Source organism: Streptomyces sp. NEAU-YJ-81, assembly GCF_017592595.1.
Lineage (GTDB): Bacteria > Actinomycetota > Actinomycetes > Streptomycetales > Streptomycetaceae > Streptomyces > Streptomyces hygroscopicus_B.
Map to the genome: position 1 here is coordinate 534314 of NZ_JAGFNO010000002.1, position 25958 is coordinate 560271.

A 25958-nucleotide genomic window follows, 5' to 3' on the forward strand; every position below is an offset into this window, starting at 1 on the left:
AAGATGGTATGTCGCTGGAGCAAGGCCCTCTTAGGCTCGGAGCATGACGGATTACCACCATCACCACCACCACCACGACAACGCGGCTGATGCGGACGAGTGGGGCGATTCGGCCATGGCCGAACTCCTGGACCTCGACGCCGAAGTGCTGCACACCTTCCTGTCCGAAGCGACGGCTGTCCTGGCCCAGTTGACGCGAGACGAACCACCCCACCGGATCCTCGACCTGGGCAGCGGCACCGGCACCGGAACCCTCGCCCTGCTCCAGCGGTTCGAGGACGCCGAGGCGACCGCCGTGGACCGATCCCCGCGGCTCCTGGAGCACCTCCGTGACAAGGCCCGCGCACGCGGAGTGGAGGACCGGGTGCGCACCGTACCGGCGGATCTGGACGCCGCATGGCCGGACTTCGGCGCCGTGAACCTGGTGTGGGCGTCGGCGTCCCTCCACCACCTGACCGACCCCGACCGCGGATTGCGGGAGATCTTCGAGTCGCTGCGCCCCGGCGGACTCCTGGCAGTGATCGAGATGGCCGGCTTCCCGCGTTTCCTCCCCGATGACGTCGGCCGAGGGCGCCCCGGACTCGAAGCCCGCTGTCACGCCGCACGGGCCGAAGCCCACGCCGAGAGCCTGCCGGACCTGGGCTCCGACTGGGGCCCCCGCCTCTCCCGTGCCGGATTCACCGTCGAGGTGGAGCGCCCCTTCACCATCGATCTGCGTCCCCCACTGCCGGAGCCCACCGCCCGCTACGCCCAGGCTTCCCTTCGAATGCTGCGTTCCCGTATCGCCGGAAAGCTCAGCTCCGACGACCTGGCCACGCTCGACCACCTCATCGACAGCGACGGCCCGGACGGCGTCGTACGGCGCGCGGACCTCACCGTCCGCGCCGAGCGCACGCTATGGGCGGCGCGCCGCCCGTGACCTGAGGCGGTCACCGGCCATGGGCTTGAGCTGTTCAGGTGTTCAGTTGGTCGGCTGGTCGGCTGGTCGGCGGAAGTCCGAGGAAGTCGGCGAGTTGCTCGATCGTGTGGTCGAAGAACTCGTCGCTGGGGTCCACGCTGCCGACGAGCTGACCGAACAGCTCGAAGCTGAGCATCCCGAACAGTTGCGTCCACACCACGATGGCGCGGTTGAGCGTCTCCAGTGGCAGGCCCGGCGCGATCTGCTCGCCCAGCGTCCGCAACTGACCGGCCAAGCCCTCCGTCAGCGGCGGGCCCTCGAACGCGGGCGAAGGGTTCGCCTCCCGCAGGATCCCCATCAGGACCAGCGGCACGCGCGCCGCCGAGGCGATTGTGTCCTGGGGGGCGGCGTACCCCGGGACCGGCGAACCGTAGATCAGGGCGTACTCATGCGGGTTGGCCCGCGCCCAGTCCCGGACCGCGTGGCACGCCTTGAGCCAGCGCTCCCGCGGTGAGCTCCCCTCGGCCGCCTTCTCCGCGGCCCTCTCCGCTGTCTCGCCGACCGCGTCGTACGCGTCGATGATCAACGCGGTGAGCAGCTCGTCCCTGCTGGCGAAGTAGCGGTAGAGGGCTGACGACACCATGCCCAGCTCCCGGGCGACCGAGCGCAACGAGAGTTTCTGGGCACCATCCGCCGCGAGCTGGCGCCGGGCCTCGTTCTTGATCTCCTGGGTGAGCTCCGCTCGGGCCCGGTCTCTGGCTGTCCGACTGGCGTTCATGTCGACCAGTGTGCCATTGACGAGAGCGGCGCACGACTCCGAGAGCACCGCTCTTGACTTGTCGCGGGATCCGGTGTTCATTGATCTCAACAGAGAGCACTGCTCTCGGATTCGTGACGAAGGGGACCCCATGTCCAGCAATCGCCCGTTGGCCTCGCCGAACCACCAGTCCCGGTCCACCGTCCGCGCCGCCGCGCTCACGATCGCGCTCGCCGCCGTCGGCGTCATCGGGATGGCCGCCCCGCCGACCCAAGCCGCGTCGGCTCAGACGCAGGCTTCCACCTGCCGCGGCGAAGGCGTCGACCCCAACGCCCTGATCCGCTACCAATCCGACGTCGTGATCAAGGCGCCGCTGAGCACGGTCTTCGCGCTGCAGACGGATGTGGAGCGCTGGCCGACCTGGCAGCCCCCCGTCCTCACCATGAAGCGCCTCGACCCCGGCCCCCTCCGGAAGGGTTCGCGGTTCCGGTGGACCACCCCTGCGCCCGCCACCCCCACGACGCCCGCCACCACCCTGAACATCACCTCCACCGTTCACCAGCTCAAGCGCAACTCCTGCATTCGGTGGAGCGGACCCGCGATCGGCGAAGGGCTGAGCATCGACGAGGGCGTCCACGTGTGGACCTTCACGAAGGTCAGGGGAGGAGTCCGGGTCCACACCGAGGAAACCTGGACCGGCGCCCAGGTGGAAGCGGACGTTCCCACCGCGACCGAGGCCCTCGGCGGCGGCCTCGAAGCGTGGTTGCGCGACCTGAAGACCACCGCCGAGGCAGCCAACGGCCGTAACCGGTAGCCGCTTTGACTTCGCCCATGACGGGTGAGTAACTGTTCGCCGCACGTCGTACGTCTCTGGAGGGCGCTCTATGGCCGAAGCGGAAGTGGCAGGCGAGACGAAAGCGGAGGGCGGCGCGAAAGCGGGAGGCGGCGCGAAAGCGGAAGGCGGCGCGGAAGCACGCTGCCCCCTGGGCGACTTCCCGTTCCTATCGGAGCACCCCCTGGAGCCCCCGAAGGAGTGGGCGGCGCTGCGGGCGGAGGGCTGTCCGGTGCCGGAGCTGACGCTGCGATCGAGCGGGGAGCCGGTGCGAGTGCTGACGCGGTACGCGGATGTGCACACGATGCTGTCCGATCCGCGCTTCCCACGGGACGTGAGCGAGGCGGGCCCGGACGGAACCGGTACGGGCGAACGGCACCAGCGCTGGCGGCGGTTGGTGGGTCAGACGCTCACCGCCAAGCGGGTCACCGCGCTCCGCCCCCGGATCGTCGCCATCGCGCATGCCCTGGTGGACACCATGGAGGCCGGGCCGAAGCCCGCGGACCTCTGGGCGGGTTTCGCGTATCCGTTTCCGGTGCGGGTCGTCGGCGCCCTGCTGGGCGTCCCGGAGAAGGACTGGGACCGCTTCGCGTACTGGTCCGGCGCCCTGTTCGGCCGGGACCGTTACGGCGAGCAGGAGACCCGCACCGCCCGCGAGGAACTCCTGACGTATCTACGCGAGCACATCGCCTGGAAGCGGCATGAACCGGGTGACGACCTGCTCAGCAAGCTGATCGAGATCACCGACGCCGCCGACCGCCGCCTGCCCGAGGCGGTCTTCGTCCAGATCATGCGGGGGCTGATGCACGCCGGGCACGAGACGACGTCCAGCGTGCTCGGGAAGCTGGTCCCGGTCCTGCTCGACGACCGTTCCCGCTGGCAGCGCCTGCTGGACGACCGCTCGCTGATCCGCTCGGCCGTCGAGGAGCTGCTGCGCTTCGACGTCAACCGGGGCCCGGGCATGCCGCGTTACCTCACCGAGGACATGGAACTGGGCGGTGAGGTGATCCCGAAGGGCAGTACGACCCTGTCGGTCGTCGCCTCCGCCAACCGCGACGAGCGGATGTTCGCCGACCCGGACCAACTGGACCTGACCCGTTCCCCCAACCGCCACCTCGCCTTCGGCGCCGGCGCCCACTCCTGCATCGGCCAGGCCCTGGCCCGCACCGAACTCCAAGTCGCCCTGGAGGTCCTGCTGGAGCGCCTGCCCGGTCTCGACCTGGCGGTCCCGCCATCCGAACTGGCGCGGCGCGAGGGAGTCCTCACGGACAGCTTCGAGCAGGTCCCCGTGGTGTGGTAGCGAGCAGCGCGCCAGGATCGTGACGCAGCTCATAAAGAAAGGGTGACATGGTGGTGTCGCGGGCGGCTGCGACTGTCGGCGCATGACGATCACAGATGAGGACTGCCTCGCCGAGACCCTTGCCTTCAACGAGCAGTTCGAGGCTGCCGCGGCGAACCGTCCGGCCCGTGGGCCGGTCCCGAGCGCGGCCACGCTGGCGCTCCTGCGGCGCAACCGGCTCGGCGGCGACACCCCGCCGGTGAGACTGCCGCACGCCCAAGACCGCGTCGTCGAGGGCGGGGTGAAGCTCCGGACGTTCGTACCGGACCGCGTCGATGGCGTGTACCTGCACATCCACGGAGGCGGCTGGGCATTCGGCTCGTCGGACGGGCAGGATGAACGGCTCTGGCGGCTTGCCGTGCAGGCACGGCTGGCCGTGGTGAGCGTGGAGTACCGCCTTGCGCCGGAACACCCGTTCCCCGCCGGGCCCGACGACTGCGAAGCGGCCGCCCGATGGCTGGTGGAGCACGCCGCGACCGAGTTCGGCACCGAACGGCTGCTGATCGGTGGTGAATCGGCCGGTGCCCACCTGAGTGTCATGACGCTGCTACGCCTACGCGACCGGCACGGCATCACCGGCGCGTTCCGGGCGGCCCACCTGCTCTTCGGCCTTTACGACCTGTCGATGACACCGAGCCAGCGGTCATTCGGCCCCAGACAGCTACTGATCAACACCGACTCACTTCGCGGCATCTACGAGCTGTTCACCCCGGGGATGGACGTGGAGCAGCGCCGCGACCCCGAGCTTTCACCCCTGTTCGCGAATCTGGCCGGTTTGCCGCCCGCCCGCATCGTCGTCGGCACCGAGGATCCGCTGCTGGACGACTCCCTGTTCCTGGCCGGGCGCTGGCAGGCGGCAGGCGCGCCCGTGCAACTCGGCGTCGTCTCCGGTGCGATGCACGGCTTCACCCTCTTCCCGCTGACCGTCACCGAGCGGGAACAGCGGCGCGAGCGGGACTTCCTGGCCACCGCGTGACGGTAGCGTCGGCCTCATGAACCGCACGGCCCGGCTCTACGCGCTGGTGGAGGAGTTGCGCGCGGCCGCGCCGCGACCGCTGACGGTCGCGGCGCTCGCCGCGCGATTCGAGATCAGCACCCGCACGGTGCAGCGCGACCTTCAGGCTCTGATGCAGACGGGTGTCCCGGTGCGCACCACACCCGGACGGGGCGGGGGCTGGTCGATCGCCCCGGAGATGACCCTGCCCCCGATCCACTTCACCACCGATGAAGCCTCGGCACTGACCGCCGCGCTCGCCACGGCCGACGCCTCCACCCCCTACGCCAGTGCGGCCCGCACCGCGGCCCAGAAGATCTCGGCCTCGATGACCGGCCCCGCCTCGACGGCGGCCCGGACGCTCGCCGCACGCATCGTTACGCTGCCGACGCGATCCGACTCCGAGGTCCGCACCGCGGTGGAACAGGCCCTCACCGACAACCTGGCGCTGCGGCTGTCCTACACCGACGCGGCAGGACACGAAAGCAACCGCATCGTGGAACCGGCCGGACTGCTCACCGCCGACGGCCGCTGGTACCTCATCGCCTGGTGCCGCACCCGCCGCGCGGGCCGAGGCTTCCGCCTGGACCGGATCACAGCGGCGACTCCCACCGACGAGCCGGCACACCCCCACAACCTGACCCAACTACTCCTCGGCTCAACCGCCGCCGACGCGGTACGGCCCACCGCCCTGGCCCCACTCACACCCGCCCGGCCACCGCACTAGCCGCCAAAGCTCCAGATGAGAGCAGTGGCGCCGACGAACCCCGCCACACCGAGGGCCGTCCCGGCGACGGCGGCCCACAGTCGCCCGACGCCGCGGCGGGCGTGGTGGATGCCCATGGCGCCGAGGACAATGGCGAGCGCTCCGCCGATGGTCGTCCACGGAAAAGTGACAAACACGAGCGCAGGCACCCAAGCGCCGACAGAGAAGACACCAAGAACGACGGCGGTGGGCCCCAACGCAACGGCAGGCGAATCACTCCGGCCGACCCCACCCCCGGACCCGGACACGCTCGACTCGGACATGACCCGCACCTCCGTGGGACGAATTCCCGTTCCGCACTGATCGTACCGACGGGGCGCGACAGCCCTGGACTCTCCCACCGTCGGAGAGTCCACCATGGCGGCATGCACGAAGAACTCCTCACCATCGGGCGCTTCGCCCGCCTGTGCCGGCTCAGCATCAAGCAGCTACGGCACTACGACGAGACGGGGCTCTTGGCTCCGGTCCGCGTGGACGCCAACTCCGGCTACCGCTATTACGCGCCTGAACAGGCGCGTGATGCCCTGACCGTTGCCCTGCTCCGCGAGATGGATCTCCCCCTGGCTGTGATCGCCCAGGCGCTGGCCGCCGAGCCTGAATCCAGGGCCCAGATCCTGCGCGCCGAACGGGACCGGCTGGCCGAGCGGATCAGCAGGGATCAGGCACGGCTGGAGATGCTGGAGCGGCTGGCGGAGGGCGGCCTGCCCGGCTATGAGGTGACGATGGGCAGAGAGCCGGAGCGACGGCTGGCGGTGGTGCGGGCGGTCTGCGCCTTCGAGGAGATCGGAGAGACGTTCGGGGAATGCGTGGGCCGGCTGTTGCCCGTGCTCGGCAAGAAGGGAATCGCATGGGAGCCGCGGCTGTGCGGGCTGTATCCGCTGGATCTGGAAGAGCGGATGGAGATCGCCGTCGGAGCGCAGACCTCACAGGGGGAGGGGACGCCCGGCCTGGAGTTCCAGACGCTGCCCGGCGGACCCGTCGCCGAGACCGTGCACATAGGGCCCTATGCCCAGCTACCCCTGGCCTACAACGCTCTCTTCGCCGCTGTCCACGAACGCGGGCTGCGTCCGCAAGCGCCGGTACGTGAGGTCTATCTGGTCGGGCCGGCAGAGGCACCGCAGGAGGAATGGACGACCCGGCTGATCATCCCCGTCCAGGAAAGCACGGCATGACCACGGTGATTGACCTTGAGGCCCGCGGTACACAGCACTGCGAGACGTCGGCTCTGGGGGTGCTGCTGCGGCACCAGGGACTCGATCTCTCCGAGCCCATGCTCTTCGGCCTCGGCTCCGGCCTGTCCTTCATCTACTGGGACAGCAAGAGCATGGGCTTCCCCTTCCTCGGGGGACGGGTCAAGCCCTTCGAGCTGACCAGGAACCTGGCCACCGCACTCGGGCTGGACCTCCTGGTCCACGAGACCACCTCCCCCCGCCGGGCATGGGAGAACGTGGCGGCCCACATCGAGGCAGGCCGCCCCGTCGGCCTGCAGCTCGACAGCTACCACCTGGACTACTTCGGATCGAAGGTGCACTTCGGCGGTCATGTCGTCGCCATGTACGGCTACGACGACCACGACGCCTACCTGGTGGACACCGACCAGCAAGGCGGAACGGTATCCACCAGCCTGACCAGCCTCGCCCGGGCCAGGGCCGCGCGCGGCCCGATGACCGCCAAGCACCGGTCCTTCACCCTCACCGCCCCGAGCAACCTGCCCTCCCCGCAGGGCCACATCATTCCCGCCATCACCGCCTGCGCCGACGCCTTCCTCAACCCGCCCATCGCCAACCTCGGCCACCGAGGCATCGAAAAGGCCGGCAAGCAGGTACGCACATGGCTCCAGCGAACCGACAACCCGCAGCGGGACCTACCGCAGGCCGCCCTCCTGATGGAGCGGGCCGGCACCGGCGGCGCCCTGTTCCGCAACCTCTACCGCGACTTCCTCGCCGAATGCACCCAACTGCTCGACAGCGACCACCTGCGCACCGGCCACGCGCTGTACACCGAGGCAGCCACCCTATGGACGCAAGTCGCCGCACTCATCACCCACGCCGGTGCATCAGGCAATCCGCAGTGCCTCGTACAGGCCGGCGCCATCCTCCACGATCTTTCCCGCATAGAGCACGCGGCCATGCGGGCGCTGAGCCGCCTGGCAACCTTTGGCGGCACCCGTGCCTGATCAACCTCTGACTATTGGCGGGACAGGACCCGGGTGACGCCCGCGGCGAGGGCGGTGGCCAGCAGCCAGCCCGCGCCGATCAGGAGCCACGCGATCCACTGGGTCGGCCCCGTCGGCTGGAACGCCCGCTCCTGGCCGAAGTCGATCACGGGAAGGAGCAGGTCCAGGCTGTACATCACGGGGTTGAACACCGGATGGGGCGTACCACTCGGCGGATGGGGCCGGTGCAGGGCGAAGACGGTGGCTCCGGTGGCGAGCAGGGCCAGCAGCCACACCGCGGCACGTTCCGGCAAGTAGCCGTACCCGACGGTGGCATCCTGCACATACCCCCAAGCCCGGGCGTACCAGGGGAGGGTCGTGCGGCGGTGACGCTGGCGGGTCAGAAGCACGGTCCGGGCGTCGCGGTCCTGGCCGATGGACTGGCAGACGGTGGCGAGCTGTTGGTACGGCTGGGGCCGGTACCCGTCGGGATCACGGCTCAGCAGCTCAAGGCGATCGTTGACGGGCAGGTGTGGTTCCAGCGACCGGTAGACCAGCCCATCGAGTTGGAGCGGCGGCTGCTCATGACCGTCGTCATGGAGCCGGAGTACACCGATTGCGGCGTGGCGCAGGTCCATGCCTCCCGTGGCCCGTGCGGGTCGCAGGAGCAGCTCCCCGGCCTGGAGGTGTTGGCAGGAGAGGGCGTTTCCCTGGGTGGGAGTGAGAGACGCCGCGTCGAAGCTGACCGACCCGCCGACGGTGGCGCCGGTCAGCGTGATGGCTCCGTCGGCGCGGAAGCCCTCGCCGCAATCGATGTTCGTGGGGACCTGCACACCGGGGGCGGACAGGGCCTCACCGCCGGGTTGGCGCAGCACGGCCCCGCGCAGGAGCAGACCCTCACTGAGGCGCGCCTGAAGCAGTCGCAGCTCCCCGTCGGCGCGGAATCCGTCGGTCCCGACGACGCCCTTCGCCTCCAGGCGTGCGCCGTCCAGAGCCACATCGCCGGCATGGGAGAGGTGCGCGCCCTGGAGGAGCAGGCTGCCGCTGATACGGGCGTCATGCACGTTGACTCCGCCCTGAACGCGACAATTCATCAGGTCGAGGTTTCCGTCAACCGTCGTGGCGCCCATCCCAAGCCCCGGTAGGCACGAGCCGCCGAAGCTGGTCACTCGAAGTGTGGCCCCGTACAACTGCGGGGCCTCCTCGAACCAGCACTCCTCCAGCCACAGCACGCAGCACACCTCGGCGAAGACCAGGCGCAGCTTCCCCGATATCCGGGCACCCACCAGGTGGACCATCGGAGTTTCACCGCCGATGGCATCGGCACCGCCCAGCAGCAACGAGCGGACCACCGAGGCCCGCACCTGCCGATCCGGCCCCCAACTGCCGCCGTCCACCACAGGTCCGCCGACCGCGTCACGCGGACGCAGGTCGACTTCGCCCCCTGCGGGGAATGCCTCCCAGAGCCGGAGTTCCGGGCCGGTGAGGTCATCTGGGCGCATCCGGGGCCCTCCGGCTGGTCGGGAACGGGGCCCGCCCATGGTCAAGCCGGGCGAGGTGGCCGCGGCGAGCGTAGCCACGTGCTCTGGGATGCCCATGCTCTCGGCCCGGCAGTCCTCAGTCCTTCAGGACACCGGCGGAGCGGGCGGCGGCGAGCCACTGCGGGAACTCATGGAGCAACTGATCGTAGAGCGCGGCGTCGGAGAGGCCCTTCGGTGTGGGTCCGGTGGCGAAGAAGCCGGCGTTGTCGACGATGCGCCGGTTCGGCACCGGCAGGTCGTCGAGCCTGTGCAGGAAGCGGAACTCGTCGTTGCCGAACCCGATGAACTGCCAGAAGATGGGCAGCTTCGCGGCCGTGCACAGCACGTGCTCTGCCGCCGCCTTGGATGTGGGGGAGCCGTCGGTCTGGAAGACGACGAATGCCGGGTCGCTGGCTCCGGACGACTGGTAGTGGTCGATGACGGCCTGCATGGCGACGTGGTAGTTGGTGCGGCCCATGTGCCCCATCGAGTCGTGCAGGGGGTTGATCCGGTCCTGGTAGGCATCGAGGCTGATCTCAGCCGTCCCGTCGATCTCCGTGGAGAAGAAGACGACCGGCACGATCCCGTCGTCATCGAGGTTCGCCGCGAGGGCCAGTGTCTGTTCCGCCAAGTGCTGTACGGAGCCGTCACGGTAGTACGGGCGCATGCTCCCGGAACGGTCCAGAACCAGGTACACCGCGGCACGCTGCCCGTCGGCGCCGTGCTTGGCCAGCGAGACCGCAGCCGTCTTGTAGAGGCTGATCAGCCCCGGAGCCTGGGCGGCTACCTTCTCCAGACTGATCGCGGGGGCGGGCGCCTTAGGGGGCTTGCGGTAGTCGATGGCCATAGTCGGTGATTGTCCTCCAACCGGTGAACTCCCTCATGAGGCGGCCCTGTTGGGTGCCAACGCGGCCTGCATCGCCACCCCGTCGACGTAGGAATGCTTCTCCTTCACCGCCCCGTTCTCGACCAGGATGAAGTCCGCGAGGTCGATGTCGACCGCGCCTCCGGCCGCGGACGTGCCGCTCAGCTTCCACTGGACGACCCAGAAGTCCTCTCCGACGCGGAGCGAGACCAGGTCGAACGCCAGGTCGGGGACCAGCTCGAACATCCCGGCCGCCGCCTCACGGATGGCAGCCTGCCCGCGCACGGGGTCCTGGCCGGAGTGCAGATGGAACACCGAGTCGGCCGTGTGGAGTCCGGCGATCCGGTCAGGGTCGCGGGACTCCCAGCACGCGTGGTAGCGCTCGAACAGATCACGGGCGGCAGCGGTCATGTCTGGCCTCCGGTCCATGGATGAACGGGCGTGCTGCATAGGACATCTCGGTCGGTCGAGGGTCCAGATCTTCCGTGTCGCGGATCCACGCTGTCCATGGACACGGGCCCCAAGTGGCAACGGGGGCGGCGGACGAGTCGGCCTGTACGCCGGGGTCAGTCACCGCCTCCATCAGAATGGGCTGCGACCTGGGCGAACGCCCCATGGGGACCACCGCGATGCACATCGCGTGCACGATCACGTGTAACCGGTCGACGCAGCGGCACGCAGACGGGTTCCCGTGACATCACGTCCATAGGCGGGGCCCACAGCGATTGCGGCTCCGGCACGCGGACACTGCCTGACCCGGACCGCACACCCTTCTGCGGCCGATCCTCTCAAGCGGGAGCGTGGGCGCTTGAGCGCACCCGCTCTGCTTGGGGCACTAGGCCGGCCTGCGGCAGACCGGCGGGTGCGGGAATGCCGTACAACTCTTCGAACGCACGTGGACCTCGTCCACCTTGTCTTCATCCGTACGCATGAGTGATGCTCATCGCCTCCTGACAGGCCAGCAGCACTGAACTACCATTCAGTGCAGGCTAATGGGGGGTCTGCGCCGCTTTCTGTGTGAGTGCAGGCAGAAGGGGCGACATGATCACGGCGGAGCGGTTACATCGGCCGGAGAGAGTCGAACGGCCTGAGTTGGGAGTCCTTGAAGGGCGTCGCGCCCACGCTTTCACGGACCTCGGCGGCAATCCCCACACCGAACAACGCGCCAGCGTGCCCCCCGACGCCGTTGCGGCTGCGGTCACGATCGGTCCGCCGCCCCGCATGGACAACCTGCCGCAAAGTACGACCGAGGTCTTCGTCGGCCGGAACGACGACCTGGTGAGCATCCGGCGAGCGCTTGGTACCGGCGAAGGAGTCATTTCCCAGCCGCAGACGTTTCACGGCCTGGGTGGTGTCGGGAAGACCGCGCTGGCCTTACGGTATGCCCGCGCACATCGCCTCGACTACACCCTGATCTGGTGGATCGTTGCCGAGAGCCGTGAGCAGGTGGAGGCGGCCCTGGCCGACCTCGCGGTCTTCCTCTACCCAAGTTGGGCTCTCACTGCCCTGCCGAAGCAGCAGACGGAATGGGCCCTCCTCTGGTTACAGGCACACGACGGCTGGCTTCTGATCTTCGACAATGCGGAGAACCCTGGTGACCTGAATTCTTATTTCGGCCGGCTCCACGGTCACGGTCACCAACTCATCACCAGTCGTCGCGCGGACGGCTGGCACACCAGTGCACGGCCCTTGCATCTTGATGTCCTGGCATCGGAGTCGTCGGTGAGCCTGTTGTGCGGCCTGGCCCTATCCCACCGGGAGCCGACTCCGGACGAGAGCCGGGACGCGGCCGCGCTCGCCGTGGAGCTGGGCCACCTACCGCTGGCGTTATCACAGGCTGGGGCCTACCTGCGGCAGACCGGGATGTCGTTCGCGGCGTATCGAGCCCTACTGGCCAAAACTCCCACCGCAGTGCTGGACATCGCCGCCGAAGGGGACGATGCCACCCGGACGATCGCCCGGATCTGGCGGACCACGCTACGCGCCATCGAGCGGACCGATCCGTTAGCTGCCACCCTGCTTTACGCCCTGGCCTGGTACGCGCCGGAGGCCGTACCGCGTGACGCGCTATCAGTGCTGACGGAAATGAAGTCAGCGCCGGAAGATTCTCCTGACGTTGACTCGGCGCTGCGCCTGCTTGCCGACTACAACATGATCACCCTCACCGAGCAGGCGGTCACAGTTCACCGGCTAGTGCAGACCGTTCTACGAACTCCCTCTCTGACCCCTGACTCGGCTCTGTCCTCTGGACGGCCCTCTTTGCTGGAGACAGGCCGGGAGTGGGCGGAGGCGGCCATGGCCAGGGCGTTGCCCGATGGTCCACGCACAGAGCGAGAGGTGCAGGCCCGATGGCAGGAACTGTTGCCGCACATCCAGGTGTTGGCTGCCACTCGTCCCTCCGACCATGAGCCCCGCGAGACCACCGTTCAGCTCTACCAGCGAGCGGCTAACGAACTCATCGAGCGTGACCAGAAGCTGCTCGCCGTTACGCTGCTCAAGGCCGTGGTCGAGGGCCGCACTCTGCTGCTCGGGCACGAACACGCGGACACCCTCGACAGCCGCGACGCGCTCGCCGACGTGCAGAGCAAGGACGGCGATCCGCAGCGAGCCGTCGAGCTGTGCCGCGATCTGATCACCGACCGGGTCCGTCTGTTCGGCCCCGATCACCCCGCCACCCTGGCCAGTCGCCGCACTTACGCGTACGCACTCCGGAAAGCCGGTGATCATCAAGCGGCTGTCAGCCAGTTCGAGGCGGTCGCGGCGGACCGTGCCCGAGTGCTGGGTCTGGATCACCGTGACACGCTCGACAGCCGGGATGGCCTCGCCTACGCCCGCCAGATGTCCGGTGCCCACCAGCTCGCCGTAGCAGAGTACGAGGCACTGGTCGCCGACCGGACACGCCTCTTCGGCGCCGATGACCTGTCGACAATCACGAGCCGCAACAGCCTTGCGTACGCGTGCCTTGCGGCTGGCGACTACCAGCGCAGCATAGCCCTGTACGAGGCGGCGGTTGCCGACCGCACCCGAGTGCTGGGGCCTGATCACCTGGACACTCTGACCAGCCGCGGCTGGCTGGCCCACGCCCAGCGGGTGGCGGAAAACCACCAGGCCGCTGTCACTGGTTTCGAGTCCATAGTGGCGGATCGCACCCGACTCCAGGGCAGCGATCATCCCGACACCCTTAGCAGCCAGGCTGACCTCGCGTACGCGCGTCAGTGTGCCGGTGACCTGGCGACCGCGGTGCGGGAGCTGGAAGGCGTCATTGCGGATCGGTCACGCATCCAGGGCACGGACCACCCCGCGACGCTCGACGACTGTGAAACGCTGGCGTTCGCATGCCGTGCCATGGGAGACCACCAGCGCGCGATCAGCCTGTTCGAGGGGGTGGTGGCCGATCGTTTGCGGATCCAGGGCGAAAGTCATCCAGCCTCGTTGGATTCCCGCGACAGCCTTGCCCACGCCTATGTGTCCGCCGGCAAGTATCCCCGGGCTATCGCGATCTTTCGGGATCTGGTGTCGCATTGCACCCGAACCCGGGGCCCCGAACACCCGGCCACTCTTGAGGCGCGCGGCAGCGTGGCCTACGCCTATCGAGCGGCTGGCAACTACGCTCAAGCCCTCGCCATGTCTGAGTCGGTCGTAGCGGATTTTCAACGGGTACTTGGCGCCTGTCACCCTGACACGCTTGACAGCCGGCGCAATCTGGCGATTACCCAGCGGTTGGCGGAGCAGTACGACGTTGCCGTGACGGAATTTGCTTCCCTCGTGGAGGACCGCACCCGCATCCAGGGGCCGGATCATCCCGGCACTCTCAGTGCTCGCATCGATCTGTGCTACGCACGCGACCTGGCAGGCGCAAAGGCGAGTGCTGTGAGCGGTTTCGAAGAGCTCCTCTCGGACAGGCTCCGCCTGCATGGCCCGGACCACCTTGCCGTGCTGAACACCCGCTCCTGGCTGGCGCTCGCCTGCCGTCACGCGGGGGACTACCACAGGGCGATCAAGCTGTACGAGGAGCTCGTCGAGGACCGCGCACGCGTCCAAGGGCCGCAGCACACCGACACGTTGGATACCCGAGAGTACCTCGCCCTAACCTGGTACTTCGAGGGCAATCACCGCAGAGCTGCGCAATTGCTCAGCGGGCTTACCGCGGAGCGCGCAGCCGTCCAGGGCGCGGACCATCACGACGTACTCACCACCCGCAGAAACCTCGCTAATGCTCTCCAGGCCGACGGCGACTATCAACGGGCCATCGCACTGCACGAGGAGCTCGTCGAGGACTACGTTCGTGTGTACGGTGCCGACCATGGCGACACGCTGCTCTGCCGTAATGGTCTTGGCTTTGCGCGGCAGCAAGCCGGACAGCATGCGGCGGCGGTCCAGGGAATGGAGGCACTGGTTGCTGACCGTATCCGGATCCAGGGTGCGGATCATGCGGCGACGCTAATCAGCCGGGCGAACCTCGCCTACGCCTGCCGCGACGCGGGCGACTACACCCGCGCAGTGACGCTCTACGAGGAATTGGTCACCGACTCCATCCGGGTGCGCGGCCCAGATCACCCCACCACATTCGCCCAGCGGGAGAACTTGGCTGGTGCCTGCCGTGCGGCCAGACAGCTCACTCGTGCTATCCAGCTCTTCGAGAACCTCCGGGACGACCGGCTCCGCGTCCAGGGCCCGGACCACGAGGACACACTAATTACCAGGGACATCCTGGCCGGGGCATGGTTGGCTGCGCGGCGGTACAACGATGCTATGCACGAGTTCGAGGCGCTGGTTGCCGACCGTACTCGTATACAGGGCACGGACCATGCCTCGACGTTGATCAGCCGGTCCAACCTCGCCTATACCTGTCAACGCGCGGGAGACTATCACCGAGCCGTCGCCCTATATGAGCAGTTCGTCGCCGACCGCATCCGGATCCACGGTCAGGACCACCACAATGTGCTCGCTGCTCGCTGCTACCTTGCTGGTGCCGTCCAGGCAGGCGGCGACTATCGGCGAGCCCTCACACTGTACGAGGAGCTCGTCGAGGACCACGTACGGGTTTACGGTGCCGACCATCTCGACACGTTGGACTGCCGCAATGGTCTTGGCTTTGCGCGACAGCAAGCCGGACAGCATGCGGCGGCGGTACGGGAGAGGGAGGAACTGGTTGCTGACCGTATCCGGATCCAGGGTGCGGATCATGCGGCGACGCTAATCAGCCGGGCGAACCTCGCCTACGCCTGCCGCGACGCGGGCGACTACACCCGCGCTGTGACGCTCTACGAGGAATTGGTCACCGACTCCATCCGGGTGCACGGCCCAGATCACCCCACCACATTCGCCCGGCGGGAAAGTTTGGCTGATGCATACCGCTTCGCCGGTGCCCGCCGCCGCGCGGTGTCACTGTACGAGGACTTGATCGCAGATTATGCAAGGGTCCTCGGTTCGAATCACCCCGATACCCTCGACGCTCGCCGGTGGCTCGCTTCTGCAGTGAGGGCGGCCGGCGACTATCGACAGGCCGTTGCCTTGTATGAGGCGGTGCTGGCTGATGTCATTCAGGTGCGAGGTGTAGAGCACATTGACACGCTGGCCTGCCGTAATGGTCTTGGCTTTGCGCGACAGCAAGCCGGGCAGCATGCGGCGGCGGTGCGGGAGATGGAAGCGCTGGTTGCTGACCGCACTCGGCTCCAGGGCGCGGACCATACAGCGACGCTGACCAGCCGGGCGAACCTCGCCTACGCCTGCCGCGACGCGGGCGACTACACCCGGGCAGTATCGCTCTACGAAGAATTGGTCGCCGATCTGTCCCGAGTAAAGGGCTCAGACCACCGCGACACTCTGGACGCCCGCAGCGCGCTGGCTTTCACACTAGCCACGGTGTCGAGCCGCTCCACCGGCCACGCCGTCTCTCTATGCGAGACACTCGTAGCCGACTATGTCCGGGCGTTTGGAGCTGATCACAGAGAGACACTCTCCAGCCGCGAGCGACTGGCCTATGCATGCCTGCGGGTCGGCGATGCCCGCCGTGCGATCGCCCTTTTCGAGGACGTCATCGCCGACCGCTCCCGAATTCTCGGGCTCGGATACCCGGACACCTCGGATGGCATCGCCGCCGCTCACGAGCAAGGCCCGGACGCCCTGCCGACCGTTATCTCGTGCGGGACCCACATACTGGACTTGAGCGATCCGACCGTTATCGACGCGCTTGCTCAGGCGTACGGTGAGGCAGGCGACTGGGCGCGGGCTGCGGCGCTGTTCACCGCGGTTGCCTCAGGCCGCAGGCAGGTTCTGGGGGACGATCACCCCGACACACTGGAGAGCCGCACCGGAGCAATCTTCGCTCGCGCTGCGGCGGGTGATGTACAGAGCTTCTCGACCAGTAGCCTGCGGTTACTTGCGGACTGGGAGCGGGTCCTCGGCTCCGACCACCCACGAGTCCGGGCTGTCCGGCAGCGGCTTGCCTCACTGCGCACCCCCTGGAGACCTCGGCTGAGGCTCCTGGCTGACGAGGTGTATGTCGGAGTGGCGGTTCGCATCGAGGTTCGCCTTGAGCCGTCCACGCAACAAGGTGCGCTGCCCGCACCGGAGTTGCCGCTGCTTCTACTGGTCGCCGCCGCCCGGTCGGCTGCTACGGTCGAGCCGCCTGTGGCCGAGTACGTCTCCGGAGGCGAGCCCGCCGTCTTCGTCTTCACGGCATCGGAGCCCGGACCGCACCGCCTGCGGTTCACCGTGTACGACCGTGATATCGGCGTAGTGCTCCAGGACCTGGAGACCACCATCGGCGTGGCGATGCATTCCCCATCTCTTGTCCTCGACACACCTGGCCCAGAGAGGAACTGAGCAGGTGGCCAAAGAGCTCGTGGTCGACGTGGTAAACAACCCTTCACTCGACTTCACGGCGATTCCCCCACGCCAGCGTCATCCAGACGATCCGGACCCCGTGAAGAAGCCGCTCGATCTGGTGGTGATGCTCCGCCAGCACAATCACGACCTGCTGCACATTTCCGCCATCCGCCATGGGCAGCGGACACCGAAGAACGGGACGCCGAACGCCTATCTCACTGTTTCGACCAGTGAGATTCTCCAAGCGGCGGCCAGGCTCCGCATCGCCTGGCGCGACCGGCTGGTGCGCTATCAGCCGTGCGATGCGGACGGCATGCCCGTGGGTGACCGCCCCTTTACTGCCGGGGTGAATTTGTCCGACCGCGCAGTGCTGTCCCGGCGCCTGACGGACGATCTTGCCGACGAAGGCCAGTACGTCTTGGAGCGTTTGCTGGCTGGTACGGATCACCAGATTGCCGCGTTCCGCGCCTTCCTGATCGGCACACTCGCTGGCGAGGAAGGATTGCGCGTCACCTTCGACTCGGACCTGCACCTGCCTTGGCCAATGCTCGCAGTGGAGCTACCCAGCGGGCAGGAGCCATGCCATGGCTTCCTCGGCTACCGGCACCAGATCGAGCAGAGCGGGGCGTTGGGCTACCGGACCACTTATATGGAGGCCACAGGCCATCCTTTTCCTGTCACAAGCCTTAACACCGACTCTACGCTCGACACCGTCGGCCGGGCTCCCGACGTCCGTAAGCTGCTGGAGGAGCGCTCCCAGCTAACCGTTCGCACCGATTCCGAGACGCTGCTGGATGATCTCACCGCACCCGTCCTTCACGACGACGTCATGTACTTCTGGTGCCATGGCGCTTTCGTTGATAACGGCTCGCCGCACCCCCATCTAGCCGTCCGGCTCTCCGACAGCCAGCCCATAGACGCCGATCTGGTCATGCGCAAGCGTCGTCGGCACTGGGGATCCACCGATGCGCTCTTCCGCCCCTTCGTACTGCTCAATGCCTGCCACACCGGTCGAACAGCACCAGAGCCCGGGCTGCAGCACCTCGGCGGTGCCCTGGTCAACCTGGGAGCGGACGGGGTACTCGGCCCGCAGATCGAGATACCCCAGCTCTTCGCGTCCGAGTATGCCTTCGCATTCCTCGACCGCTATCTAAGCGGGGAGAGCACCGCGGGGGAGATCGCCATGGCGCTGGTCCGCCAATATGCCGACCAATTCCACAACCCGCTGGCCCTGACCTACTCGCTGTATTGCGGCATCGACAGCAGGCTAGAGGCCACAGCGTGAGGCGGGGTTCGTCCGCCGCAGGACGGGGCAGCACGACGGTGGCGTCCACCGTCGTTCACCTGGACGAGACAGGGCGGGTGCGTGCGTCTGGATCCTCGGCCCCCATCCCTCTGGACCGGCTAGCCGAGCACCTCGCCCGCGAGTTGCACATACCGGAGCGGGCAACCGACCTCTACCTCTATGTGCACGGCTGGCAGACGGCGCCGAGCAGCGCCATCCGCAGCGCGACCTGGCTGCTGCGGCAGGCCCGGGATCTAGCTGCTACCAGGCCAGACATGTACCCGGGCTTGTCCGCCGGTTATCGCCCTTGGTGCGTGGTCGTCTGCTGGCCGTCTTCCAGCCTGCCGACCCCTTCTGGCTACCGCCGCATCCGCGATCGTGCGCATGCGATGGGCGCGCCGGGCTCCGGACACGCCGCTCATGTCCTCGGCCACCTGCTGGGCTACCTGGACGACCACCGGACCGACCCCGCCGACCCTGCGGTGCTGGCTAACCGCAACGGGCAGTATCTCCACTTGCTTGGGCACTCCTTCGGCGGCCGATTCCTCTGTGAGGCCGTGCAGTGGGCGGCTGATCCGCCAAAAAGACCGGGCGTGCTCGGCTGGAGCAACCCGGTGGACCCGAGGCGCCCCTTCACCGTGGACAGTGCTCTGGTGTTCCAGATGGCTGCGCCGCGCAACAGCTTCGACACAGCGTTCCCCTCACTGTTCCCGTCCGACGGCCGACCCGTAGCTCCGTTGCGGGGACCGCTCGTCCTGACCCACTCCCGCTGGGACCGTGCCACCGGCTTCTGGCACCTGAGGGCCGAAGCGGCTCCGGGCATTGGCCACTCCGGTGTGGGCACGGCGCCTGTGCCTCCGTTCCCCACCCGCATGCTCACCCTCGAGGAACCGTACACACGGCACACGCTTGACCACCGCATCGTCAACGTCGATGCCGGGTGGCGCTTCCGCGGTGGGCGGGCGAGCCGACTCTCCCCGGCCGGGGCGCACTCTGACTTCCACCATCCTGAGTCCGCGCACCTACTGCTAAGCCTTGCTGCGTTGTCCCGCTGAACCCATAGCGGCCCACAGCGATCGCGGCTCCGGCGTGCCCTTCCGCGGTCGGTCTTCTCAAGCCGGAGCGTGGGCGCTCGAGCGCTCCCGTTCCGCTTGGGGCACCAGACCGGCCTGCGGCAGACCGGCGGGGGCGGGAATGCCGTACAGCTCCTCGAACGTGGCCGGAGCGTTCTCCCAGTCCACTTCCCACACCAGGTAGCCGTAGGTGTCCAACGTCTCGGCCAGACGCGCGTGCCGCATCCGGGCCTGCACCTTGCGCGGTTCCAGATCCGAACCATCCACAGCGCGCTCCGCCCTCACGCAACGGTCACAATCTGCGACCAAGCCCACTTCGGTTACGTCGTGCGTTAATGTGCCCCTTCCGCAAGGTCGCTGGTCTCGCCTCCCATTGGTTGCGTGCCGCTGGGACGGCGAACCTGCTCGTCGTGTCGGAGGCGACCGCGCGTTGCGACGTCCATCGGCCTGCGCGTCCGGCCCATGGTGGCCACAGTCCGTGCGTGCACAACGGGTGCACATTCGCGGGGGAAGGTCTGGGAAACCGCAGGTCGGGGAGGGAAAGTAAGGGCGGACGAGTCGGCCCGTACGCCGGGTTCTGTCTGCCGACATCGTCGTGTCAGTGCCGCGCATCCCGCACCGCCTCGGCGATGACGGTGGTCACCACCTTGCGGACGGCCCCGGCATCCGGCGGTGCGGATTCACGGTCCGCGAAGAGCAGGTGCCCTGCGCCGATCAACGTCGGCGCGAGCGCGTCGATGTCGGCGTCGGCCGCGATGCGGCCCCGGTCCCGCTCGGCGGCGAGGTAGGAGGCGATCATGGCTGTGGCCTCCGTCAGGAGCGGTACGCCGGTCGGCGTGGTTTCGCGGAGCCGGGCGCGTAGCTCGTCGCGCGAGGTGACGAGGCTGATGATGGCCACGGCGACCGACTCGAACAGGGTCGTCAGCGCGTCGGCGAGGTGGTCGGCGACGGCGCCGGTCCCGGCGGAGTCGCGCAGGGCGGCGGACTGATGGTCGAGCCGGGCGATGCGATCCAGGACGAGCTCGGCGAGGAAGGCGTCGAAGTCGGCGAAGTGCCGGTGCAGGACGCCCTTGGCGCAGCCCGCCTCCGTGGTGACCGCCCGACTGGTCAGCGCGCTCGGCCCGTCCCGGAGCAGGACTCGCTCGGCGGCGTGGAAAAGCTGCTCGCGTACGTCACGCATGGCCACCCCTGTCGGCACCGTGCGTCCCTCCTCACCTCATCGGGCCCGCTCCGTTGACGAGTGGGCACGTGCCCACTCATAGTGGGCGCATGCCCACTCTACCGTTTTCCGAGAACGAGCCTCATCAACACCGACAGATGGCGGAGTCGTTCGGCTCGGACGCCGAACGCTACGACCAGGCTCGGCCCCGCTATCCCCAAGCCATGGTGGACCGGATCGCCACCGGCAGCCCCGGCCTCGACGTCCCCGGCGTCCCCGACGTCCCCGACGTTCTCGACATCCTCGACGTCGGCTGTGGCACCGGTATCGCGGCCCGGCAGTTCCAGGAGGCGGGCCGCACGGTGCTCGGGGTTGAGCCGGATGCGCGGATGGCCGAGGTGGCGCGGCGGCTCGGGACGGAGGTCGACGTCGCGACGTTCGAAGCCTGGGACCCGGCCGGTCGGGAATTCGACGCCGTGATCGCGGGCCAGGCGTGGCACTGGATCGACCCGGTCGCGGGGGCGGCCAAGGCCGCGCAGGTCCTGCGGCCCCATGCCCGACTGGCCGCGTTCTGGAACGTTTTCCAGCTCCCGCCCGACCTGGCGGAAGCCGTCGCCACGGTCTGCCAACGGGTCGTGCCCGACGCGCCGTTCGACTTCCGGGCGATGACGCGGGGCGGCCTGGACGCCAACCAGCCGATACTCACCAAGGCCGCCGACGGGATGCGAGAGACGGGCGCGTTCGGCGAACCGGAGCAGTGGCGGTTCGACTGGGAGCGGACCTACACCCGGGACGCTTGGCTGGACCAGATCCCCACCCAGGGCGCATTCACCCGGCTCCCCTCGGCCAAGCTGGCGGAAGTACTGGACGGCGTTGGCGCGGCCATCGACGCGATGGGCGGCAGCTTCACGATGCCGTACGCAACGGTGGTGATCACCGCGACGCGAACTGCCGAGTGACCAACCGGGCACCGGCATGAACAAGGCTCAGGCCCCCAGGTCGTGATACATGACGTGCAGTCCGACCGGCCCCAGCTCCGGATGCCGAAACGCGCCCGGGACGGTGCCGATGAGGGTGAACCCAAGGCGCTCGTACAGTCCGACAGCAGGCGCGTTCGAAGCCGCGACCGCATTGAACTGCACGCCGGCGAAGCCGCTGGTCGAGGCCCAGTTGAGCAGATACTTGCCCAGCGCCTGACCGACACCCCGGCCGCGCGCCTCGGACGCCACCATGAAGTTGCCACTGGCGATATGGGCGCCGGGACCGGGCCGATTGCGGTACATATTCGAGGTGCCGACCACCCGCTCGCCCTCTACGGCCACCACGACATGTCCCGGGGGCGGCACCACCCACATCTCCTGTGCCTGCGCCTCGGTCTGGTGGGGGTCGTAGCAGAAGGTGTCTGCCTTGCGGACAATCTGCTCGACGATCGGCCAGACCTGCGACCAGTCACGCTCCTCGAACGCCCGGATTTCCATCCGCCATACGTTAGCGACGGAGTTCAGCCCTTTCGACCGAATTTCTCGCGCCGAATCAGTCCGATGTGACCGTCGCTGCCCCGCCCGTTCATTCGTGCGGGCGGGAAGCCCCCCGCTCGATCAGGCATCGGCGCCCCGCCGAGAGTGTGGCGAGGGCCCGGGGGGACCCGCGCAGGTGGTCGGTCAGGGCATCCGTCAGGACGAGGAGGCAGCGGGGGTCCACCGAGCGGGCGGAGAGGTAGGCCGCGGCGAAGGCGAGGTGGCCGGTGAATACGCGCTCGTCGTCCACGAATACGGCCGCGGCCAGGGAATCCAGCAGCCGGCCGAGGAAATCGGCGGCCTCCTCGTGTTCCATGCCCGAGCGGCTCCGCAAGCCGGGGAGCACGTCACGCAGCGCGTGGGTCACGTGCTCGAGCAGCTCGGGGCGTTGCCGGACGAGTACGGCGTACGCCTCCACGGCACCGGCCTGGACCGACGACTCCCCGCACGTCGCCGGGGGCCAGCGGTGGAGCAGTGCTTCCGCGGCGCCACGGGCGTCGGCCGCGTACAGATCCGCGCCCAGGGTGTACGCCCATGTGCCCTCGGGGCCGAACCCCGGCCCGCCCGTCATGACGGGAACGCCGGCGTATCTGCAGGTCTCGATCTGCCGGTGGGCGAGCGGAAGGTTCCACGACAGGGTGCATGAGAGAGCGACCACGTCGGGGCCGTTCTGATGGACGTCCGAGAGAAGCTCGTGCGGGGAGACCGAGCCGCCGAGTGAGCGCACCTGGAAGCCGCGCAGTCGCAGCACCTCGGTGAGGATGTGGGAGGGCAGAACGTGCCATTCGCCGTCGCTGCACGCCACCAGCACATGGCGGGGTGAGCCGCCCCCCGCAGGGGCGGAGGCGGCTTCGCGGGTGCGGGCGGCGGACGCGATCGCGTCCACTGTCAGTCGGCTGACATGGGTGGCGGCGTGCTCCCGCGCCACCGTCCACTCGCCGGACTCCCACCGCTCACCGACCCTCACCTGGGCGGGTGCCACCAGTCCCAGCAGTACGTCCTCCGCGTTCACGCCCCTTGTCACCAGGCCGGTGGCCAGCTCCAGCGCTCCGTCCTCGTCCGCACCCGCCAGGCAGGCGTCGAAGTCCGCGCGGACGGTGTCGGTGATCCCGGTGCCGTTCATGGGCCCTCGGCCTCCCCGGCATGTCCGGACCCGCCGGGGCCCTCGGGCCGATGGTGCGGTGGTGAGCCACGGCGGGGAGGTGCCTGAAGCGTCAGGATGGAGATGTCGTCGTGCGGGCGGCCGGCGAGCCATTCGGTCGTGAGGAGTTCCAGCCGCTCGGCGACCGACGGCGCCTGCATGCCGCCACAGCTTGCCAGCGCGTCCACGAGGCGTTCGTCGCCGTAGATCTCCCGCCCGCTCGCACCACCGCGTGCCTCGGTGACCCCGTCGCTGTAGAGAAGCATCAGCTCACCGGGTTCGAGACGGCACTCGGTACGGCCGAAACTGGGATCGGGCACCGCTCCGAGGAGCATGCCCTCGCAGACGATTTCCGCCACCTTTCCATCGTCGCGCAGGACGAGCGGGGAGAGGTGGCCGCCGCTGGCGATCTCCACCTTCACCGAGCCGTCGTCGCAGGGGCGGGCGGAACCCGTGACCAGGGTCGTGAAGCGGTGGCCGGCGCTCATGACGAGGTCGTTGAGCAGCCGCAGGTCACGCAGGGGCTCAGGCCCCGTCCGGACCATGGCCAGGGTGCGCATGCTCTGCCGTACCTGCCCTGCCACCACCGCGGCCTCCGCGCCCTTGCCGGACACGTCGCCGAAGAAGAACGTGACCCCGCCCGCGGCGGAAGGGGCCACATGGTAGAAGTCGCCGCTGATGCGCAGAGCCTCCGCGGCCGGGCGGTAGGCGGCGCCGAGCCTGAGGCCGTCGGCCGACGGCAGCGGTTCCGGAGCCATGCTGGCCTGAAGGACGGCGATGGTGTGGGCCTGCTGCGAGTAGAGCGCCGCCGTTGCCAGCGCGAGTCCGGCCCGTACGGCGAACCGATGCGCCAGCTCGATGTCCGCGTCGTCGAAGCGGGCACGCTCCGGGCCGCGCAGCATGATCAACGCACCGGCCGGCACGCCCCCCGCGGCGAGCTGCACCACCAGCGCGTCCTCGCCCCGACCGAACTTGCCGGGCATGACCTCGTCGAGCGCGTCCATCTCCTGGGGGCGTACGACAGTGGGGCGCGGTTGGAGCCCGTACAGTGCGTCCTCGACCTTGGGCACCCGTTCCAGCGTCTCGACCGCCACCTCCCCGGAGCACCGGGCATCGCCCGGACCCGCCCGGTGCCAGTGGGTACGCCGCCCGCTCACGGGCAGGACGACCACGGACGCGTCCGCCAGCTTCGGGATCACGATCTCGACGAGCGCACGGACGGTACGGCCGTGGTGGAGCGAGGCGCCCAGGCGCCGGGTGGTCTCCTCCAGAAAGGCCGACTTCTCGCGCTCGTGGGCGAGCGCGGCCTCGGCTTCCTGGGCGCTGCTGACCTGATGGACCAGCCACACCGTGAGCCCACCGGCGGTATGCAGGCGACCGGTGAGCCCGCGGCCCTCGTAAGCGGCGGAGAAGTGCTCCGCTTGTTGGGCGGCGGCCCGGGCGAGGGGCGCGGCGGCTGACATGCTCACCGGCCTGCCCGGGCGCAGCCGGGGGAAGAGGTGGGCGGCGGCGCGGTTGAATCCGCGGACGGGCCCATCGACCCGGTCGCAGATGACGACGGCCTCGTCAACAAGATCCAGCAGCTCGCCGAGCTGCGCCGGGACACAGCCCCATGTACCCCCGCCACCGCTGTCGTCCGTCATCGGCCACCGCCTCTTGCGCATGGCGCTACCGCGCCCAGTGCCCGGGTTGCTCCACCTTCCATTCTGTTCGTCCGGTGTGGTTGCCGCATGGGTGGGTCGGGGGCGCCGAGGCACCTCGGGGTACGTCGGGCCGCGTCCCCGGGGGCCGCGAGGCCCGCAACCGTGGCTGACGGCGAGAGTGGACGTCAGCCCTCCGCCGGGGCCACGCCGATCGGGCAGGAGACGCCCGTGCCTACGAGGGTATAGCTACGTGAACCGCGGGGATACGAGCAGCGATCTACGTCAGGATCGGCCAGGACCGGGGCGGCGCGGCGCGGGTCTGGGCGTCAGAAAGACTGCCGCGCCCTATGCGGCGTGCGGCACGAACGAGACGCGGGTTTCTTCAGTGTCGATCGACACGTCCAGTGTGGCGTCCAGCGCCTTGGCCAAGGTGCGCAGGAGCGGGAGTGTCGGCACGGTGCCGCCTCCCTCGAGACGGTCCACGTCCTGTGCGGACTGCCCTGTCCGCTCGGCGAGCGACGCCTGGTCGATTCCCAAGGATGTCCGACGGTCGTAGACCGCCTGTCCCAGGACGATCGCGGCGCCTGCATCGATGTGTAAGCCGGATCGGCTCGATGCTCCTCAGGGATCGTCCATGAGGTGTGGTAACCCCTGCTCACGGTGACCTCTCGAACGTCCGGTGGTACGTGGTCTGCGCGGCGGCGTGCGACCCTTGATCACCTGGCCGCCAGCACTTTGATGACCCGCCGCATCGCCCGCGGCGCAAAGCGCGCAGCCCAAAGGGTTAGACCACAACCCTTTCTTCAGTGACCATTACTGCCACCGAATTCATATCGATGAAATTACTCTCGTCTGGATTCACCAACTCCTTGTAATTCCTAGACGCGAAGAAGGCGTCGTGATCCGTCCAGCTTTCAAACCAGATTTCAGTGAGACCATCGTAGGCGGGGCTCGGATACCCGTCGGCGGGTACCGGGTGGGAGACGGTGTACTTCTTTACGTACTGCCGCGCTTCTGGAATAGAGGTGAACAGCGGGGCGTGGCGGTTTCGGTGATGCTCAACGAATTCCTCGAAGGTCATTCCATCGATACGGTTGATCATGAAAACGAACTTGATCATGAACTTCTCCTTTTTGTGCTCGCGGACGCGAGGGGTCGGCAACCAGGTGCCCTGGCGGCGGAT

At 68.4% G+C, this 25958-nt stretch carries 23 protein-coding genes; 11 read left to right on the plus strand and 12 right to left on the minus strand.

The features are described from left to right. Window positions 1–43: 43 nt before the first annotated feature. Window positions 44–919, plus strand: a complete 876-nt coding sequence (locus J5X86_RS07975) for a trans-aconitate 2-methyltransferase (RefSeq protein ID WP_208516045.1) — start codon at window positions 44–46, stop codon at window positions 917–919. Between the two features lie 34 nt (window positions 920–953). Here the strand turns inward: J5X86_RS07975 and J5X86_RS07980 are convergent, their stop codons facing one another. Next, window positions 954–1676 carry a TetR/AcrR family transcriptional regulator gene (locus tag J5X86_RS07980; protein WP_208516046.1) on the minus strand — a complete coding sequence of 241 codons (723 nt, stop codon included), beginning with the start codon at window positions 1674–1676 and terminating at the stop codon, window positions 954–956. Between the two features lie 130 nt (window positions 1677–1806). On the opposite strand from J5X86_RS07980, the gene J5X86_RS07985 reads away from it, so the two are divergent. The 4 genes from J5X86_RS07985 (at window position 1807) to J5X86_RS08000 (ending at window position 5547) form a co-directional block, all read left to right on the plus strand. Beyond that, a complete protein-coding gene (locus J5X86_RS07985) occupies window positions 1807–2469 on the plus strand; it encodes an SRPBCC family protein (protein ID WP_208516047.1) in 663 nt (220 codons plus the stop codon). A 70-nt stretch (window positions 2470–2539) separates the two neighbouring features. Then, window positions 2540–3787: a cytochrome P450 gene (locus J5X86_RS07990; RefSeq protein ID WP_208516048.1), complete on the plus strand. Its 1248-nt coding sequence runs from the start codon at window positions 2540–2542 to the stop codon at window positions 3785–3787. Window positions 3788–3869: 82 nt separating this feature from the next. After that, a complete protein-coding gene (locus J5X86_RS07995) occupies window positions 3870–4802 on the plus strand; it encodes an alpha/beta hydrolase (RefSeq protein WP_208516049.1) in 933 nt (310 codons plus the stop codon). Window positions 4803–4818: 16 nt separating this feature from the next. Continuing rightward, window positions 4819–5547, plus strand: a complete 729-nt coding sequence (locus J5X86_RS08000; RefSeq protein ID WP_208516050.1) for a YafY family protein — start codon at window positions 4819–4821, stop codon at window positions 5545–5547. On the opposite strand, the gene J5X86_RS50480 is transcribed toward J5X86_RS08000, so the two are convergent. Next, window positions 5544–5723 carry a hypothetical protein gene (locus J5X86_RS50480; protein ID WP_243979676.1) on the minus strand — a complete coding sequence of 60 codons (180 nt, stop codon included), beginning with the start codon at window positions 5721–5723 and terminating at the stop codon, window positions 5544–5546. The genes J5X86_RS08000 and J5X86_RS50480 overlap by 4 nt on opposite strands. 228 nt (window positions 5724–5951) lie before the next feature. On the opposite strand from J5X86_RS50480, the gene J5X86_RS08010 reads away from it, so the two are divergent. After that, a complete protein-coding gene (locus tag J5X86_RS08010) occupies window positions 5952–6758 on the plus strand; it encodes a MerR family transcriptional regulator (RefSeq protein ID WP_208516052.1) in 807 nt (268 codons plus the stop codon). After that, window positions 6755–7762 (plus strand): BtrH N-terminal domain-containing protein, encoded by a 1008-nt coding sequence (locus tag J5X86_RS08015; protein WP_208516053.1) that lies wholly within the window; start codon window positions 6755–6757, stop codon window positions 7760–7762. The genes J5X86_RS08010 and J5X86_RS08015 overlap by 4 nt, the downstream gene beginning before the upstream one ends. An 11-nt stretch (window positions 7763–7773) precedes the next feature. On the opposite strand, the gene J5X86_RS08020 is transcribed toward J5X86_RS08015, so the two are convergent. The 3 genes from J5X86_RS08020 to J5X86_RS08030 form a co-directional block, all read right to left on the minus strand. Beyond that, a complete protein-coding gene (locus J5X86_RS08020; RefSeq protein ID WP_208516054.1) occupies window positions 7774–9243 on the minus strand; it encodes a membrane-associated oxidoreductase in 1470 nt (489 codons plus the stop codon). A gap of 115 nt (window positions 9244–9358) precedes the next feature. After that, window positions 9359–10108, minus strand: a complete 750-nt coding sequence (locus J5X86_RS08025) for a VWA domain-containing protein (protein ID WP_208516055.1) — start codon at window positions 10106–10108, stop codon at window positions 9359–9361. A 33-nt stretch (window positions 10109–10141) separates the two neighbouring features. After that, window positions 10142–10537 (minus strand): nuclear transport factor 2 family protein, encoded by a 396-nt coding sequence (locus J5X86_RS08030; protein ID WP_243979678.1) that lies wholly within the window; start codon window positions 10535–10537, stop codon window positions 10142–10144. A 630-nt stretch (window positions 10538–11167) separates the two neighbouring features. On the opposite strand from J5X86_RS08030, the gene fxsT reads away from it, so the two are divergent. Genes fxsT through J5X86_RS08045 form a run of 3 tightly spaced genes read left to right on the plus strand, consistent with a single transcriptional unit; the run spans window position 11168 to window position 19297 of the window. Continuing rightward, entirely contained in the window at window positions 11168–16954 is a 5787-nt protein-coding gene (fxsT, locus tag J5X86_RS08035; protein WP_208516057.1) for an FxSxx-COOH system tetratricopeptide repeat protein, read from the plus strand. Window positions 16955–16958: 4 nt separating this feature from the next. Beyond that, window positions 16959–18242 (plus strand): hypothetical protein, encoded by a 1284-nt coding sequence (locus J5X86_RS08040; protein WP_208516058.1) that lies wholly within the window; start codon window positions 16959–16961, stop codon window positions 18240–18242. A 38-nt stretch (window positions 18243–18280) separates the two neighbouring features. Continuing rightward, window positions 18281–19297 carry a hypothetical protein gene (locus tag J5X86_RS08045; RefSeq protein WP_208516059.1) on the plus strand — a complete coding sequence of 339 codons (1017 nt, stop codon included), beginning with the start codon at window positions 18281–18283 and terminating at the stop codon, window positions 19295–19297. 57 nt (window positions 19298–19354) lie between these two features. Here the strand turns inward: J5X86_RS08045 and J5X86_RS08050 are convergent, their stop codons facing one another. Both J5X86_RS08050 and J5X86_RS08055 read right to left on the minus strand, forming a co-directional pair. After that, window positions 19355–19582 (minus strand): hypothetical protein, encoded by a 228-nt coding sequence (locus J5X86_RS08050; RefSeq protein ID WP_208516060.1) that lies wholly within the window; start codon window positions 19580–19582, stop codon window positions 19355–19357. 331 nt (window positions 19583–19913) lie between these two features. Continuing rightward, window positions 19914–20513 carry a TetR/AcrR family transcriptional regulator gene (locus tag J5X86_RS08055; protein ID WP_208516061.1) on the minus strand — a complete coding sequence of 200 codons (600 nt, stop codon included), beginning with the start codon at window positions 20511–20513 and terminating at the stop codon, window positions 19914–19916. Between the two features lie 119 nt (window positions 20514–20632). Here J5X86_RS08055 and J5X86_RS08060 point away from each other — a divergent pair, with 119 nt between their 5' ends. Beyond that, window positions 20633–21433, plus strand: coding sequence for a bifunctional 2-polyprenyl-6-hydroxyphenol methylase/3-demethylubiquinol 3-O-methyltransferase UbiG (locus J5X86_RS08060; RefSeq protein WP_208516062.1), 801 nt, complete (start codon window positions 20633–20635; stop codon window positions 21431–21433). Window positions 21434–21460: 27 nt separating this feature from the next. On the opposite strand, the gene J5X86_RS08065 is transcribed toward J5X86_RS08060, so the two are convergent. The 5 genes from J5X86_RS08065 to J5X86_RS08085 form a co-directional block, all read right to left on the minus strand. After that, complete coding sequence (locus tag J5X86_RS08065) at window positions 21461–21952, minus strand: GNAT family N-acetyltransferase (protein ID WP_208516063.1); 492 nt, start codon at window positions 21950–21952, stop codon at window positions 21461–21463. 88 nt (window positions 21953–22040) lie between these two features. Further along, window positions 22041–23114, minus strand: a complete 1074-nt coding sequence (locus tag J5X86_RS08070) for a B12-binding domain-containing protein (protein ID WP_208516064.1) — start codon at window positions 23112–23114, stop codon at window positions 22041–22043. Then, window positions 23111–24775 carry a PP2C family protein-serine/threonine phosphatase gene (locus tag J5X86_RS08075; RefSeq protein WP_208516065.1) on the minus strand — a complete coding sequence of 555 codons (1665 nt, stop codon included), beginning with the start codon at window positions 24773–24775 and terminating at the stop codon, window positions 23111–23113. The genes J5X86_RS08070 and J5X86_RS08075 overlap by 4 nt, the downstream gene beginning before the upstream one ends. 345 nt (window positions 24776–25120) lie before the next feature. After that, window positions 25121–25369 (minus strand): helix-turn-helix domain-containing protein, encoded by a 249-nt coding sequence (locus tag J5X86_RS08080; RefSeq protein WP_208516152.1) that lies wholly within the window; start codon window positions 25367–25369, stop codon window positions 25121–25123. A gap of 190 nt (window positions 25370–25559) precedes the next feature. Beyond that, a complete protein-coding gene (locus J5X86_RS08085; protein WP_078643214.1) occupies window positions 25560–25895 on the minus strand; it encodes an EthD domain-containing protein in 336 nt (111 codons plus the stop codon). Between the last annotated feature and the right edge of the window lie 63 nt (window positions 25896–25958).